Raw genomic sequence first — 16804 nt, 5'->3', positions numbered from 1 at the left:
GTTTTTTTTGGTTGTTCATATTCCGTTCATAAAAGCGTGTTACGATTGCCATGTACGAAGCGATAAGGAGGAAAGAATGATGCAGAGATTCAATAGTGATTGGGCGATTGAGGCGAATGGACTTGTGAAAATATTTGGTCACAATCGTGCAGTGGATGGCGTTGATTTACGGGTTCGGGCGGGTACGATTTACGGTGTGCTCGGACCAAACGGGGCGGGGAAAACGACGACCGTTAAGATGCTTGCGACGTTGTTGCGGCCAGATGGCGGTTCAGCGCGCATTTTTGGTTATGACGTCGTAAAAGAGCCGCAAATTGTTCGGCAATTGATTGGGGTCACTGGGCAATACGCCTCGGTCGATGAATCGCTCACTGCGCTGGAAAACTTAATCATTTTTTCTCGCTTGCTCGGGTTGAGCCGTACAGAGGCAAAACGTAAGGCAACGGAATTGTTAGAAGAATTCGGGTTGATGGAAGCGGCGAAACGTCCACTTAAGCACTTTTCCGGAGGCATGCGGCGCCGGCTTGACCTTGCGGCGAGCTTAATTGCTCAACCGCCGCTCATTTTCCTTGATGAGCCGACGACAGGATTGGATCCTCGCACACGCAATCAAATGTGGGAAACGATTCGCCGATTAGTCAACATGGGTTCAACCGTATTATTGACGACCCAATATTTACAGGAAGCAGATGAACTCGCCGATCGTATCGCTGTTATCGATCGTGGAAAAGTCGTGGCCGAAGGAACGGCAGATGAGCTAAAAACGTCGATTGGCAATTCATCGCTGCAATTAAAAATTGACAATCCACAACATTTAGAAATGGCACGTCAAACAGTAGAACGTGTGCTTCACGTTCGCGCCAATGTCTCGGTAGATACAGGAAAAATTACGGCACCGATGGCGGATGCTGACCGAGTAACCGATTTACTGATTGCACTTCGCGAAGCAAGCATCCAACTAGCAGAATTAAGCGTACAAAAACCGACGTTAGACGAAGTTTTTTTAGCTATTACAGGCCATGGAGTAAAAGGAGAGGAAAGTGCATGAATCATACGGTGAACCGCGAATTAAAAAACTATACAAGTTTTCGGCAAACGGTGCAACAAACATTGACGATGGCATATCGAAGTTTATTAAAGGTGCGGCGTACGCCAGAGCAATTATTTGACGTTACTTTCCAACCAATCATTTTCACATTGATGTTTACGTACATTTTTGGCGGAGCGATCGCTGGAAATGTGCATAACTACTTGCCAATGATTATCCCAGGCATCCTTGTGCAGACGTTAATTGGGGCTTCTGTCGCCTCCGGTGTCCAACTTCGCGATGATATGGACAAAGGCGTTTTCGATCGATTTAAGTCTTTGCCAATTGCTCGCATTGCACCGTTGGCAGGAGCTTTATTAGCTGATACGGTTCGCTACACCATCGCCACCGTGCTCACTTTCGCGATGGGGTTTCTTATCGGTTATCGCCCAGAAGGAGGGGTTACGAGCGTTGCGTTCGCTGCTGTTTTTGCCATCGGATGCGCATGGGCTGTTAGCTGGATTTTCGCTTTCTTTGGCGTTACAGCACGCAATGCGGCGAGCGTACAGGGAATTTCTATGCTGGCGTTGTTTCCGCTCATGTTTCTTTCGAATGCGTTTGTTCCGGTAAAGACGATGCCCGATTGGCTACAATGGTTTGCGAACATTAACCCGATTTCACATATGATTACAGCCGTTCGCGAGTTGACGAATCACGGAACGATTGGTTCGGACTTTGCAATTTCGCTTCTTGGAGCTGCAGTCATTGTCGCCATCTTTGCACCTATTACGGTACGCGTCTATATGCGCCGAGCATAAATATCGTGCCCGTGCCCGAAACGGTGCACGATATTTTCCGATACAAGATTCGCATGCGATAGATGACAAAATGCGCTACAATGAAGATATATTTGGAAAAGAAAGGGGATAAGAATGCCGCAAGTGTTAATTGTCGATGATGACGCACATATTCGCGAGCTTGTCGGGCATTTTTTAAGCCTTGAAGGGTTTGAGATATACGAAGCAGCAACTGGAAAAGAAGCGCTCGCGGTATTGGAAAAGGTCAAAGTCGATTTAGTCGTATTGGATATTATGATGCCCGAAATGGATGGATGGGAGTTATGCCGCGAACTTCGCCAATATGACGATGTGCCAATTTTAATGTTGACGGCTAAAGGGGAAACGTCGCAAAAAGTAAAAGGATTTGAGCTAGGGGCAGATGATTATCTTGTTAAACCGTTTGACCCGCTCGAGCTTGTCGCGAGGGTCAAAGCGCTGCTCAAACGATACCGAATTGCGACGTCGCAAACGGTGCAAATGGGTGATTTATTGTTAAATCGCCAGACGTACGCATGCCGTTTAGGAGACGAAGAGATTTCCTTGCCTCCAAAAGAGTTCGAATTACTTTTTAAGCTCGCTAGCTACCCTGGAAAAACGTTTACTCGCGATGAACTCATTGAACAAATTTGGGGCTATGATTACGAAGGGGACGAACGAACGGTCGATGTGCATATTAAGCGGCTACGCGAGCGGTTCGCTGATTGCCACGTATTTATCATTCGGACGATTCGGGGGCTAGGCTATCGGTTGGAGGTATGCAAATGAAGCGGCTTTCGTTTGTGCTCAAGTCCGTGTTGACGGTCATTGCTGTGATGGCGATGATTAGCCTCTTTTGGATTGCCACATATTTTATTACAGAAGCGATGTATGCCCGATTTGCCTGGCAGCCGCAGCCGTTAGTTCGACAAATCATCACATCCATCTCGGGCTTTTTTTTATTTGGCATTAGTATGAGCATCGTCGGACCTTTTATAAGAAAGCGGGAAAGAGTGTTCTGGAAACACTTGATGGATGCGATCAATCGAATCGCGAAAGGAGATTTTCACGTAAACCTCCGTGCGGACTGGGGCGAACGAAATCACCCATTTACAGAACTAGTCGAAGGGCTGAACGATATGGCGGCGAATTTGCGGGCGATGGAAGAAATGCGGCAAGAATTTATCTCAAATGTCTCACACGAAATTGGTTCGCCGCTTACTTCGATTCGTGGGTTTGCTCGGGCGTTAAAAAACGAAAATTTGCCTTACGAACAGCGAATACATTATCTCGACATTATTGAAACGGAGTGCATCCGGCTGTCAAAGTTGAGCGATAATTTGTTGCGTTTGGCTATGTTAGACTCCGAGCGATACCCATTCCAACCGGTCTCCTATCGCCTAGATACACAATTACAATCGCTCATTCTCCATTGTGAGCCGCAGTGGATGGAAAAAGAAATAGAGATGTGTGTAACACTTGAGAAAGTAGTTATTACCGCAGATGAAGATTTGCTGAGCCAAGTGTGGTTGAACTTACTTCATAATGCGATAAAGTTTACGCCAACCGGTGGAACGATTACGGTTCAGCTTCAGCAACAAGACAACAACGCCATTGTTACCGTTTCAGACAATGGCCCAGGCATTGCCGAGGAAGATCAGCCACGTATTTTTGAACGCTTTTATAAAGCGGATAAATCGCGTAACCGTGCCGCTGGTGGCAGCGGGCTAGGGCTAGCCATTGCAGACAAGATTGTCAAGATGCACCGAGGAAACATTTCTGTCCGAAGCCAATTAGGACAAGGGACAAAATTTATTGTTCGCCTGCCACTTTAGGTTTAGGTTAAAAGATATTTTGCATTTTTTAGTTTAAAGACAGCGAGCGAATCACTCGCTGTCTTTTTGTATACTTAAAAAATAAAAAGTGTAGATCCGTTGCAACATTTTTATTTATTCAGTTGTATATGAAGTGAAAGGAGGTCGTTTCTTTGTGCACAAAAGAGCAAATCCAGCGTGCTATGGATGAATATGGGAATATGGTGTTACGCCTCGCGTATATGTATATGAGGAATGAACACGATGCAGAAGATGTCTTTCAAGATGTGTTTATTAAACTATACGAACATATGGATCGGATACAAAGCGAAGAGCATATGAAGGCATGGTTGATTCGCGTTACTGCAAATGTATGTAAAAACAAATTAAAATGGTTTGCGTATCGAAAGGTTGATGTATATGAAGAATGGTTGCATTCTCCTAATGTTGATGCCAACGATGACTTCGAAGTCATGTCAGCCGTCACATCGCTCCCGACAAAATATCGAGAGGTCGTGCATTTATTTTACTATGAAGGGTATCAAACGAAAGAAATTGCCGAGTTGTTGAAAAAGCGAGAAAGTACGGTTCGTTCACTGTTAGCCCGTGCGAGAGAAATGTTAAAAAACAAACTGAAAGGGGAGTATGATTTTGCGTGAGCGATATAAAAAAGAGATGGAGCACATTGTCGTGACGGAAGAATTGAAAAATAAAGTCATTGAGCGGATTGAAAAAAGAGAAAAAGAACGGAAGCGAAAGTCGTTTCGACCAGCTTATATGACTTTAGTTGCTGCGAGTGTATTATTAGCTGTTAGTTTGTATCCACCTGCTAAAGAAGAAACGCAAGAAAAAATGGACATGATGATGGAACAAGAGAAAGGAGGGGATATGGTGAAAATGGAAGTGACTGATTCGTATGTAACTATTCATGACGTCACGTATGATTCAAACAAACAAAAGCTCCATTTCTCTGTAACAAATAAAAGCGATGGTGTCATTTCGTTCGGATATGCATATACAATTGAACGATACGATAACAAAAAACAGACATGGTTACAGACGACGTTAACGAATAATATCGCAGTGATTGAAGTTTTAGCATTAGTTGAAAAAGGACAAACGGTGAAGGATGTTATTGATTTTTCGTTGTTAAATCAACCGTTGGAAAATGGAAAATATCGCATCGTGCGTACGTATTATGCGGATACAGCTCATTTCATCGGTTATATTGAATTTGACGTCGCTGATCAAAAGTTGTCGAACTTTCAAACGTATATGGAAGCAAAACCGATTGAGACGAGCGAAACGAAAGATGTGAAACTAGCATGTGAAAAAGATCGCCACTTTTCTGTTTATAGTAGTCATAACGGACTTGTTTTAACGAGAACGAACCGTCAAGGGTTGCATATATACCCAATGTATGAAGGAAAAGAACAAGTGAATTTTTCGATGGAAGCAAGTGATGGAACGCTATTTACGGACAAAATGGCTGATGATGCGTTAACGATTTATGAAGCGGAGCAGCCTGTATCGTCTGATGAACAAATCATTGCTGAATCAATGCCACCTGATAGCGGACAGATCGAAGGCATGGAAGGATATGAAGGACCGAAAGTATTGTTTTTAAATAGAGAACGAGTGAACGTTGAGCCATCGATCGTTTATTGGGAACCGAATGAAGCAAGTAAAAAAGAGGAAGTCAAAGTGAAAGTGACTGTGATGAATGCGCGTACCAATGAACAAATAAATGTATTTTATGTCGTCATCGTTCGAAAAGGAGACGAATATGTGTTAAGTCACATTGAATAAACGAGGGGAGTCCCCTCGTTTATTTTGCTAAAAGGAAACGAATGCTAGAAATAGCTGCTTCATGCTCGAGTGAACGATGCGAAAGAAGAGTTAAAAGCTTTTCATGACTGTCAATTTTACTTTCTAGTTTTTTGACGATTTCATTTGTTTCGAGCACGGCTTGCTGGACAAGCGTAAAGTCTTGCTTCGTCGCCATGTTAGTTTCCATTTTGTTAAGCTTGTCCAAAATTTGTCGCAACGTATGCTCCATGAGTGGATCTCCTTTCGTTTAGAAGTGTAGAAAGGGAAACAGGTGACAGGCATGTACGGTGCTAGGAAGAGGTGTTTAGAATGTGTGGTAATGCGGATAAAGACTGTTTCCTGTATTTTATTATACACAATAGGCTCAAGAGGTGGAATATACTCTTTGTTGTGATTTTGTTGTTAGATGGTGTATTGTATAAACAGACAAGATGGCGGGGGGACTAACGTTGACAGCATTATGGACAGAGGCAGAACAATTTATCACGTTATGTTATACAGAACTAGGAAAAAACGATGATGAAATATATGAGCGGTTGCAACAAGTGAAGCGAGAAATTGAACAAACGGGAACGTATGAACATACGTATGAAGAGCTTGAACATGGGGCGCGCATGGCATGGCGCAACAGCAATCGTTGTATCGGACGTTTATTTTGGCAAACGCTTCATGTGTTTGATGCACGTGCGGTAGAGAGAGAAGAAGATATTGCAGAGTGGCTATTCCATCACATTGCTTTTGCGACAAACGAGGGGAAAATTCGTCCGACTATTACTATTTTTCGTCCTGAACGTGTTCGCATTTGGAATCATCAGTTAATTCGTTATGCCGGTTATGAAACAGAGCATGGAATCATTGGAGATTCCTCATCCGTTTCGTTTACGAAAGCATGCGAGCAGTTAGGATGGAGAGGAGAACGGACGCATTTTGATATTTTACCTCTCGTCATCCAAGTAGATGGTCGCGAGCCGAAGTTGTTTCCGATTCCGAAAGATATTGTACTTGAAGTGCCAATTGAACATCCGAAGTTTGCGTGGTTCCATGATTTACAGTTAAAATGGTACGCTGTGCCGATTATTTCAGATATGTGTTTAGAGATCGGTGGGATACAGTATACGGCCGCCCCGTTTAATGGTTGGTACATGGGGACAGAAATTGGTGCGCGCAATTTCGCGGATGATTACCGATATAATATGCTTCCGAAAATTGCTTCATGCATGGGCCTTGATACATCGAGAAATAGCACACTATGGAAAGATCAAGCGCTTGTTGAATTAAATATAGCCGTTTTATATTCGTATAAAAAAGCAGGAGTAAGCATTGTTGATCACCATACAGCCGCTCAGCAGTTTAAGCGTTTTGAACAACAAGAACAAGAAGCAGGAAGGAAAGTAACGGGCAGTTGGACGTGGCTCATTCCTCCGCTTTCCCCAGCGACGACGCACATTTTTCACCAATATTATGATAATACAATTGTAAAACCGAATTATTTTTACCAACAACGTCCTTATGAATGACACCGCGCTATTCACGCGGTGTTTTTTGTAAGAATATATTCCTAATTTTCAGAATAATATTTACTATCTTCTTATTTTTTTGATATAGTTATAGAAAAAAGGAAAAAGGGGGAGGCTTGATTGGATTTTATTGAGCAACTCAAAATGGAAGAAATGAGGAAGAAAAACTTTTTTCTGTTTCTCATTTATACGTTTAGTGCGTTAACAGGCTTGATTGGACTTATTTTGATCGGGGAGAAATTAGAGAAGATTTCCATTTATGGAGGAAGTCTTCTACTTAATGTGCTCGTTTATATCGTGTTAAAAAAAATAAAAAAGCATGAGCACATATATCCGTACTTTATTATTTTTATATTATTTTCTGCGACGTTAGGCAGCTTGTTTACGACAGGGGGAAGTTTAGGGACAATCGCTCTCGCTTTTTGTTTAGTCGTGTTGTCGGTGTTACATTTGTATCGCGTGTTGTTTATAACGGGAATGTTGCTCGGAACGATTATTTTAGTTGTTAGTGCACTTGTCCCTTCTCCATTTCAACACGTGTTTCAAAAAACTGGGCATACTGTTTTTATCGTTTATGTCATGATCGGTATCGCACTTTCTGTTTTATTGTATTTAAGCCGTAAGCAGTTTCATCAACTTGTTGAACATGTCGGACAGACGCATGATGAAAAAGAAAAGCAAAGCGCAAAAAGGTATGAACTTGAACAACAATTAAGGTGCATTATTGAAAATGTAGAGCATATTCATCAAAAGGTACTTCAAAATGTACAATCGCAAGAAGAAATGAAAGAAGCGATTCGGCAAGCTGCGGTGGCAGGTCAAGCACAAAGTGAACAAGTCATTGATATTCATGATGAAGTAGCAGAAGCGAAAACGATGAGTGAACGAATTTACGAAACTTCTAAACAATTAAAGGAACATTCAGCACAATCAAGTGAAATGGCGCAGGCTGGTATACAAAAGATGCATCTTTTACTAACACATACAGCAAAGTTCCATGAGACGATTCATGCGACGAGAACGACATTAAATGCATTAACGAGTAAAATTGCAAATACAAATGAGTTAACGAAACAAATTAAACAAATTACAAATCAAACGAATTTATTAGCATTAAATGCAACAATTGAAGCAGCGCGAGCAGGGGAGTATGGGAAAGGATTTGCGGTCGTTGCAGAAGAAATTCGAAAGTTGGCCGTATTAACGGAAGAAACGACACAACAAATCGTTTGTAATTTGGTAGAAGTAAACGAAAGTAACAATGAGCTGTTAGAACGGATGGATGAAACGAGTGAACAATTAACGAAAAATGAATCATTGACGGATGAAGTGAATGTATATTTTGAACGATTGTATCAGTCGTTAACTTATTTGCAAGAACAACTTTCTCACTTTTTTATCATTAGCGAGAAGTTAGAGAAACAAGGAGAAAAAATGGATCGTTCGATTAGCGATTTTTCTGTTTTCATTCAACAATCGAGTGCAGCGCTTGAAGAAGTAAGTGCAACAGTAGAACACTTAAAAGATGCGAATGAAAAAATGGCGGCATATGTGACAGAAACTGCCCATCGTGCCGCAATCATTCAACAACAAATGGTATAGGAGAACAGCACCCCTAGATCACTTAGGGGTGCTTCTTTAATGAAATTTATGATAGCTTTTCCCTTGTTTCGAGAAAATCGTTCCACATTGTAATGAATAAGTCAATCAATCTCGGATCGAATTGTTTTCCACGACCATCAAGTAAAATCTCTTTTACTTTTTCTGGAGGAAAAGCGTCCTTGTAAATGCGTTTAGACAACAAGGCATCGAATACATCAACAATGGCGACAATTCGTCCTTCTAGCGGAATTTCTTCTCCTTTTAATCCGTTTGGATATCCTTGTCCATTCCACCATTCATGGTGGGTTTGTGCAATGTTTGCGGCCATTTGAATGACAGGTAAATCGAGATTAGCTAAAATTTGATGGCCGATGAGCACGTGCGTCTTCATCGATTCCCATTCTTCTTTTGTCAATTTTCCTGGTTTGTTTAAGATGTAATCAGGGATACCAACTTTTCCGATGTCATGAAATTTCGCTGCAATTTGAATATCAGCCACAAATTGTTCGTCACATCCAGCAAGACGAGCAAGCATGCTGGAAAGAATACCGATGCGATGCACATGATTTTTCGTATCATCATCGCGATATTCAGCTAGTTGAAGCAATCGTTCAAGCGTATCAAACATCACTTTTGCCTCTTTTGTGACATCTTGAATGACGAGAAGGGCACGAGCTAGCTCAAAAATTTTATTTTGTGGCAAAAGCCGAACCTTATAATAATGGGGCCCACTTTCGTTTTCAAATGTGGCAAGCATTGGTTCGGACTTTTCTTCCAGCGCTGGACAGCCTGAACAAGGGACGGTACGTTGATGGAATAACTCGTAACAACGACGTCCAATCGGATGCTCTCCCTCTATGCCGATGTGTTGCAACAATCGTTTCGTTTTTTCATCAATCCACGTAATACGACCAAAATCAATTGTGCTAATTTCGTAGGCATAAATATCAAGAAAATCGAAATCGCGTAAAAATAAGTATGGTCGAATAATTTCTTGCATAATTGAAAGTGTAAATTTCGTAAATCGCTCGAACGAGTGAATATATTGAACGACATGTGGGTCATGCAAATATTCTTTTGTTAAAAACACCTTTTTTATCGCTTCACAAATAGACTCGGTTGTAATATGGAAAAAGCTTTCATGATATTTTTGATCGATAATTAATCGACTCCAGTCGCGAATGATGCGAAAGTATGCTTCGGTGTCATAGTAAATTTTTTTTTGGAAAAATTGCAACAAAAAGTTTTTAACATAATGAAAAAACTTCTCACGTTCAAAAAAGCTGTATGAATACTCTTCCCATAGCCGTTGGGAAAACGATTGACGAAATGCGTCCATAATTGCATCGACACGAAACGAAATATAGCCGCTAAATTGATCAAGATGTTGCAAATCTTGTTCTGTAAATCCGTTCACTTGCTGTAGTTTGTGCAACTCATAGCGAAGTGGATGAGCCGCTTTTTCGATTTCAGCCATTTCATATGCTTCAAGGGTAAGCTGCATGTCAAATGAAAATAATGCATGGATCGCTAATAAAACGTTGATCGTTTCATCCGACAAAATGGGAGAGATATGTTTATAAATAATTTCGATATATTTTGTATACGTAGCTAAATACCATTTTAAATCCAGTCCGATTTCGGAGTGCACTTTCCCGATATTGTATCGCTTTTGAATATACGCATCATCAATGATTCCTGCAAAACATTCATTCAAATATGTGATTTGTGTTTTTTTCAATCGTCTTAATGTCGAATGTTCTTCAATTAACTTGCGCAAAGAAGGGATAGATAATATCTCTTTGTATAAATCTTCCACAATCCCTTTGACTAACGGTTGTAATACATTGCGATGATTGTAAATGGATTGTAGCTTTTCTTCTGTTACTCCTGTATAACGTAGCTGTTGAAGTCGCTTTTTGTCTGTTACTTGTATATGTTTCATCCCCCGAATTCTCCCCTTTATTGTATATGAGCAATTTGAACTTGTTTCACAACTTTTTCAAACGGAACAGGCGGGCTAAAGAAATAGCCTTGCACTTTGTCGCAATGAGTTGATTGTAAAAACGAAACGTGTTGATCTGTTTCTACTCCTTCAGCGACAATATGCAAATGCAAGCGATGGGCAAGTGCAATAATGGCTTCGGTTAATTTTGCAGTATGTTCGTTTGTAATGACTTCGAAAATAAACGATCTGTCAATTTTAAGTGTATCGACAGAAATATGGCGCAAATAACCGATTGATGAATAACCGCTACCGAAATCGTCAATTGCGATACGAATTCCCATTTGTTTTAGTGCACGAATCGTTTCGATGACTTGCTTTTCATCGCTTAACGCAATGTTTTCTGTAATTTCTAATTCAATATGGTTTGGCTGTAAACTCGTTTTCTCTAATAATTGTTGTACAAAAGAAAGAAATTGCTCGTTTTTTAATTGACGGAGCGATAAGTTAATGCTGACGTATACGTGAGTCATGCCTTGTTCATGTAGTCGTTTTAAATCAAAAACAGCTGTTTGGAAAATATATTCTCCAAGCGGAATAATAAAACCATCCTCTTCGGCGATGCTAATAAATTCATTTGGTGGAACGAATCCAAGTTCTTCATCGTTCCAGCGAGCGAGCGCTTCCATTCCAACCAGTTGATTTTTTTTCATGTCGATAATTGGTTGATAATATACAGCAATGGCACGTTGCTCTAAAGCGACGTGTAATCGTTGGCGAATGAGTGATTTGCGGATGCGCTCTTGTTCAAACGTTGGATCGTACATCGCCCATTGATTTTTTCCTTTTTTCTTTGCCTCGTACATTGCCATATCCGCATGTTGAATCAAAGTCATTTCATCTTCCCCATCTGTTGGGTATACGCTCACGCCGAGACTTGTTGTAATAAATAATTCTTTTTGACGAATGAAAAAAGGTTCACCAAGTATATCAATCATTTGTTGTGCCACTTGTTCAAATGAAGGAACATCAGCAACAATGACCGCAAATTCATCGCCCCCAAGGCGAGCGACAAAATGATCGTGCAAATGGCTTAATCGTTTCGCCACCAATTGCAACAAAAGATCGCCAGCCGCGTGACCAAGTGAGTCGTTAATGTTTTTAAAGTTATCTAAATCAAGAAAAAAAAGCGCCACAGTTTCGTTTTTTTCTTTCGCTATTTTTAAGCGTTCACGAAGTGTATCAATAAAATAGCGGCGATTTGGTAAATTTGTTAGCTCATCAAATAAAGCTTGTTTTCTCAGTTGTTCTCTACTTTTAGCGAGCGCTTGCTCGGCGCGTTCTCTTGCTTGAAACGGTTCTTTAAACGATGCTAAATATAACCCGCGTAAAAAATAAGAAAAGCCGATCACTTTATATACGTGTCCGAATACATTTAACACATCATAAACGTGACGATATAACGTAAAAATAAGCTCGCTTAAAAATAAAAAGACGAAACCGATGATGACATCAAGCGTTGGCGCTAGCCGTTTTTCTTTATAGTGTCGAATGAGTAAAACGATCGTGATGATGTGTAATGTTGTGACGACGTACTCTACTCCGTTTTTTAGTGGAGTTGTTCCTAGTCCTTCAACGACAAGCGGTGGCAAGGAATCTGCAAAATGAACGATACTCATTGACACAATTCCTACATATAGTAAAGGAACAAAGAAACCGAGCAGCTTCTCGTTTTGTTGAATCGGTCCATCAGGAAGTAAAAAAGCGAGCAATAAAAAGACTGCTTGTGTGAGCCGAGCAGCTAGCCAAAAAGAAGTTGCAAGTTGAACGGAACTATCCGCAAACACAATGCCCGGCATTTCTTTATATGTAAGCGCATGCAATAAATCGAGGCAGCCGACGGCTAAAAAAGTTGTCGCAATGCGCAATCGACGGCGCGATAACGCTTGCGGAAACGAAATCCATCCTTGAAATGCAATAGCCATCGCAACTGTAATGCTGAAAAACTCAAGCAATGTATGAAGCGATAAAAAGTGATTTTGTTTAAATGTCATTGTTAGCGCTGAACTAAACAGCAAAATGGCAATGAAACAAATGAAGGCCAACGAGATCACCATTATTGACCATTTCTCTTTTTTTGTCATCGCTGTTATGTCCCTCCATCATCCCCATGTTACATACATTATATATCGGAAAAATAGGAGAGGAAATGAAAAAATAATGAAAAAAAAAGCAGGGAGAGTCCCCCTGCTTTGTTGTCGAGAGCAAGCACTTCGCGTCGAAAAGACGTTCGGCATGAAGTGCTTGCCTTCGCTTTATAAACGTTTTGCTCCAACAAAACGTTGTTTCCAATAAGATTGATGAATAGAGTCTATTTTGACCCCTTTTGACGATGTAGAATGGATCATACGTCCGTTGCCAATATAGATTGCAACGTGAGAAATCCCTTTATGTTTCGATGTTTTAAAAAACAGCAAATCCCCCGGTGCTAATTGTTTGAGGGAAACAGGCTTTCCGACTCCATACATCGCTCCTGAAGAACGAGGAAGCGAAACGCCTACTTTTTTGTATGTATAGCTAACAAAACCGGAGCAATCAAACCCTTTTGGTGTCGTTCCTCCTGCACGATACGGTGTACCAATCACTTTATGCGCTTCAGCGATGAGCGTATTTGCCGAAAACGCAGCTTCTGTTTTGAAAGGGTTTGCAAAAAAAGTGAAACTTAGTAACATGAAGAGAGCGGCAGTGGCTAGAGACTTTTTCATTGCTTGAACCTCCAAAAGACTTGTTCCGTCGACGAATACATTATAGCAAAAAAGATGTCGAAAAATTGTTACATAGCCATTAAATTATGTTACAAATACATTACAACGGTCGGTTTTTGTAAAAATAAAGAGAGAATTTAACATATATGTCGGAATAGAAAAGTTGAATGTAGACGAGCTTCGCGATAAGATAGGGGAGAAATATATTGAAGAAGGGGAACTTAAATGGGTGATTGGATGATTTCTTCAGAAGCGATTGTCGCTTTGTTAAAAATTATTGCGATTGACATTATTCTATCTGGAGACAATGCGATTGTCATTGCGATGGCTACACGGCGATTGCCGGAAAAACAACGCAATCGGGCTATTTTATTCGGTACTGCTGGCGCGGTCATTTTGCGCATATTGTTTGCGGCCATTATCGTCTTTTTATTGCAAATTCCGTTTGTTCATTTTATTGGGGGATTATTGTTGCTTTGGATTGCGTATAAAGTGCTTGTGAATGAGGAAGAAGAAGCGAATGTGCAAGCGGCCGACCGTTTATGGAAAGCGATTTGGACGATTATTGTAGCCGATGCTGTCATGAGCTTAGATAATGTTGTGGCGATTGCCGGAGCATCAGGGGGGCATATTGGTATGATCGCTTTCGGTGTCGCAATCAGTATTCCGATTATGATTTTTGGGTCGAAGGCGATTGTGTTGGCGATGGAGAAATATAAATGGATTCCGTATGTTGGATCAGGTATTTTAGCGTGGACCGCGGGGGAGATGTTATTAAAGGATGAACAAATCAAAAAATGGATTGCTTTTCCGCACGGTTCGCAATCGCTCGTATTTCTTATTATGGTGACAGCTTCTATTTTACTAGCAGGATATGTAAAAAATAAAAAAATAGATAAACGAAAAATCGCATAAAAATTTTATGAACATATGTATAAAACAAAAAAGAACGGTCATAATGAATAATGCTAAGTGTATTCCCCCGATCCCCCTGTGAATATACTTGAAAGGGCTATCTCGATTGCGAGATAGCCCGATTTTTTTAAATAAATAAGTTTAAGCCTGCTTCTTCTGCATCACCTAAATATGTTGCGACACCGCCCACTTCGATTCCATCAATTAATTCCTCTTTTTTAATGCCCATAATGTCCATTGACATCGAGCAAGCGACAAGTTTGACACCTGCGGCCATGGCATTTTTCATTAATGTTTCAATGTCGTCTACATGTTTCTTTTCCATGACGTATTGAATCATTTTTGGTCCCATGCCTGCCATGTTCATTTTTGATAATGGGAGGTCATGAACACCTTTTGGCATCATCATGCCGAACATTTTCTCAAGCATATCTTTTTGTACCGGAGGAGCGTCTTTTTTCCGTAAAATATTTAGTCCCCAGAATGTAAAGAACATCGTTACTTTTTTGCCCATTGCCGCCGCACCAGATGCGATAATAAACGATGCAATCGCTTTATCTAAATCTCCGCTAAACACAACGATCGTTGCCCCGTCTTTTTTCGTTTCTTTTATAGATGGAGTCGGTGCTGTCGTTCCTTTTTGAATATAGGCGATAAACATTTTATTTTCGAACGTAGTTTTTAGTAACGTGTTCCCTGTTTTTTTACACCATGATTGAATGTCGCGAGCAAATCCTGGGTCCGTTGCTTTTACTTCTAATACGTCGCCATCTTTTAGCTGTTCCATTGTTTGATATACTTTCATAATTGGGCCAGGGCATTGAAGTCCGCATGCATCTAATGTTGTTGTCGCTTGAACATTCATGACATCGACACGCTCCACTTGTTTTTCTTCTTTCTCTGCTTGATGTGCTTCATATTCGTTGTAAACAGCGGCATATGTTTTATATCCGCCATCTAAGTTTTTCACGCGGAAGCCATGTTGAGTTAATATGCGTGCTGCTAAATAACCGCGTAATCCTACTTGGCAATAAACGTAGATCGTTTCATCTTTTGGTAGCTCGTGAAGTCGTTTGCGTAATTGCCCGAGCGGAATGTTGATTGAGCCTGGAATAAATCCCATGTCGCGTTCCATTTCTTCACGAACGTCCACGAGGCATGCTCCGTTTTTCACTAATTGATTGACTTCATGCCATTGAATTGTTTCGACCATGTTTTCAATCATATTTGATGCAACGTACCCTGCCATATTGACTGGGTCTTTAGCCGATGAATATGGTGGTGCGTAAGCTAATTCTAAATCTGGTAAATCGAATACTGTCATTCCACCTTTGATTGCTGTTGCAATGACATCAATTCGTTTATCCACCCCATCGTAACCGACCGCTTGAGCACCGAATATGCGACCGGTTTTGCGATCGAACAATAATTTTAGGGCGATTGGAAACGCACCTGGATAATAGCTTGCATGTGAATTTGGATGGATGTGTAACACTTCATATGCGATGCCGAGACGTTGTAGCGTTTTTTCGTTGTTTCCTGTTGCGGCAACCGTCATATCAAATACTTTTGCAATCGCTGTGCCAAGCGTTCCGTTGTAACGTACGTTCCGGCCATAAATATGGTCGGCAACGATTCGACCTTGGCGGTTTGCTGGCCATGCGAGCGGAATGTGAGTCGGCTTGCCGTTAATATAGTCAATCACCTCAATTGCATCACCAATCGCATAGATGGATGGATCAGACGTTTGTAAATATTCATTGACTTGAATGCCACCCCGTTCGCCAATAGCTAGTCCTGCTTGTTTGGCTAATTCATTTTCTGGTTTTACGCCAATGGCTAAGACGATCATGTCCGTTTCGATCGTTGTTCCACTTTGTAAGCGAACGATTTTTCCTTTTTGCTCAAATGATGCAACGCCATCTTCTAAAATGAGACGAACGCCTTTATCTCTTATATGTTGGTGAAGAATCGCCGCCATTTCATAGTCAACGGGTGCCATAATTTGTTTTGCCATTTCAACGAGCGTCACGTCTATGCCGCGCTCCCATAAGTTTTCCGCCATTTCTATACCGATAAAACCGCCACCGATGACGACAGCTTTTTTCGGTTTCTTTTCATCTACATATGATTTGATTCGATCTGTATCTGGAATGTTGCGCAATGTAAATAAGTCGCTTGCTTCTTCTATGCCTGGAATGTTTGGTTTGATCGGGCTTGCTCCAGGTGATAAAACGAGATAGTCATAACTTTCTTCGTACGTTTCACCTGTTGGTAAATGTTTCACAGTTACCGTTTTACGTTCGCGGTTGATCGCAATCACTTCACTTTGAATGCGGATGTCGAGATGAAATTTTTCCGCCATGCCTTCAACCGTTTGAACGAGCAAAGCATCACGCTCTGCGATAGCACCGCCGATATAATATGGAAGACCACAGTTTGCAAACGAAATATATTCTCCACGTTCAAACATCACGATTTCTGCTTGTTCATCTAAACGGCGTAGACGAGCCGCTGTTGTTGCGCCACCAGCTACACCACCAACAATGACAATTTTTTTGCTCATATTGATCA

General features: G+C 41.0%; 14 protein-coding genes. 9 read left to right on the top strand and 5 right to left on the bottom strand.

Annotated elements, in window-relative coordinates:
• Positions 1 to 76: 76 nt before the first annotated feature.
• The 6 genes from K1I43_RS11430 to K1I43_RS11405 all read left to right on the top strand — a co-directional run bounded on the left by K1I43_RS11430 (position 77) and on the right by K1I43_RS11405 (position 5465).
• Positions 77 to 1048 (top strand): ATP-binding cassette domain-containing protein, encoded by a 972-nt coding sequence (locus tag K1I43_RS11430; RefSeq protein WP_035063913.1) that lies wholly within the window; start codon positions 77 to 79, stop codon positions 1046 to 1048.
• Complete coding sequence (locus K1I43_RS11425; RefSeq protein ID WP_035063916.1) at positions 1045 to 1845, top strand: ABC transporter permease; 801 nt, start codon at positions 1045 to 1047, stop codon at positions 1843 to 1845. The genes K1I43_RS11430 and K1I43_RS11425 overlap by 4 nt, the downstream gene beginning before the upstream one ends.
• Positions 1846 to 1959: 114 nt before the next feature.
• Complete coding sequence (locus K1I43_RS11420; protein ID WP_035063918.1) at positions 1960 to 2631, top strand: response regulator transcription factor; 672 nt, start codon at positions 1960 to 1962, stop codon at positions 2629 to 2631.
• Entirely contained in the window at positions 2628 to 3677 is a 1050-nt protein-coding gene (locus K1I43_RS11415; RefSeq protein WP_035063921.1) for a sensor histidine kinase, read from the top strand. The genes K1I43_RS11420 and K1I43_RS11415 overlap by 4 nt, the downstream gene beginning before the upstream one ends.
• Before the next feature lie 152 nt (positions 3678 to 3829).
• On the top strand, positions 3830 to 4315 hold the full coding sequence (locus K1I43_RS11410; protein WP_035063924.1) for a sigma-70 family RNA polymerase sigma factor: 486 nt from the start codon (positions 3830 to 3832) through the stop codon (positions 4313 to 4315).
• Positions 4302 to 5465 (top strand): immunoglobulin-like domain-containing protein, encoded by a 1164-nt coding sequence (locus tag K1I43_RS11405; protein ID WP_035063927.1) that lies wholly within the window; start codon positions 4302 to 4304, stop codon positions 5463 to 5465. The genes K1I43_RS11410 and K1I43_RS11405 overlap by 14 nt, the downstream gene beginning before the upstream one ends.
• Positions 5466 to 5484: 19 nt before the next feature.
• On the opposite strand, the gene K1I43_RS11400 is transcribed toward K1I43_RS11405, so the two are convergent.
• Positions 5485 to 5715, bottom strand: coding sequence for a hypothetical protein (locus K1I43_RS11400; protein WP_136260380.1), 231 nt, complete (start codon positions 5713 to 5715; stop codon positions 5485 to 5487).
• A gap of 220 nt (positions 5716 to 5935) precedes the next feature.
• Between K1I43_RS11400 and K1I43_RS11395 the strand changes: the two genes are divergently transcribed.
• Positions 5936 to 7003 (top strand): nitric oxide synthase oxygenase, encoded by a 1068-nt coding sequence (locus K1I43_RS11395; RefSeq protein ID WP_019418598.1) that lies wholly within the window; start codon positions 5936 to 5938, stop codon positions 7001 to 7003.
• A gap of 120 nt (positions 7004 to 7123) precedes the next feature.
• Positions 7124 to 8605, top strand: a complete 1482-nt coding sequence (locus tag K1I43_RS11390) for a methyl-accepting chemotaxis protein (protein ID WP_136260381.1) — start codon at positions 7124 to 7126, stop codon at positions 8603 to 8605.
• Positions 8606 to 8651: 46 nt separating this feature from the next.
• Here the strand turns inward: K1I43_RS11390 and K1I43_RS11385 are convergent, their stop codons facing one another.
• The 3 genes from K1I43_RS11385 to K1I43_RS11375 all read right to left on the bottom strand — a co-directional run bounded on the left by K1I43_RS11385 (position 8652) and on the right by K1I43_RS11375 (position 13315).
• Positions 8652 to 10550 carry a protoglobin domain-containing protein gene (locus K1I43_RS11385; protein ID WP_136260382.1) on the bottom strand — a complete coding sequence of 633 codons (1899 nt, stop codon included), beginning with the start codon at positions 10548 to 10550 and terminating at the stop codon, positions 8652 to 8654.
• A 17-nt stretch (positions 10551 to 10567) separates the two neighbouring features.
• Positions 10568 to 12694 (bottom strand): putative bifunctional diguanylate cyclase/phosphodiesterase, encoded by a 2127-nt coding sequence (locus K1I43_RS11380; protein WP_019418595.1) that lies wholly within the window; start codon positions 12692 to 12694, stop codon positions 10568 to 10570.
• A gap of 171 nt (positions 12695 to 12865) precedes the next feature.
• The gene (locus K1I43_RS11375; protein ID WP_009360808.1) at positions 12866 to 13315 is read right to left on the bottom strand and encodes a C40 family peptidase; all 450 of its coding nucleotides are present in this window, start codon (positions 13313 to 13315) and stop codon (positions 12866 to 12868) included.
• Between the two features lie 225 nt (positions 13316 to 13540).
• Between K1I43_RS11375 and K1I43_RS11370 the strand changes: the two genes are divergently transcribed.
• Positions 13541 to 14230, top strand: a complete 690-nt coding sequence (locus K1I43_RS11370; protein WP_019418593.1) for a TerC family protein — start codon at positions 13541 to 13543, stop codon at positions 14228 to 14230.
• Between the two features lie 127 nt (positions 14231 to 14357).
• On the opposite strand, the gene cdr is transcribed toward K1I43_RS11370, so the two are convergent.
• The gene (gene cdr / locus K1I43_RS11365) at positions 14358 to 16796 is read right to left on the bottom strand and encodes a CoA-disulfide reductase (RefSeq protein ID WP_026011861.1); all 2439 of its coding nucleotides are present in this window, start codon (positions 16794 to 16796) and stop codon (positions 14358 to 14360) included.
• Positions 16797 to 16804: the final 8 nt, after the last annotated feature.

This window comes from Anoxybacillus sp. ST70, assembly GCF_019553625.1.
Lineage (GTDB): Bacteria > Bacillota > Bacilli > Bacillales > Anoxybacillaceae > Anoxybacillus > Anoxybacillus gonensis.
The sequence above is the reverse complement of the archived record's forward strand: the minus strand, read 5'-3'. Positions and strand labels throughout refer to the sequence as shown.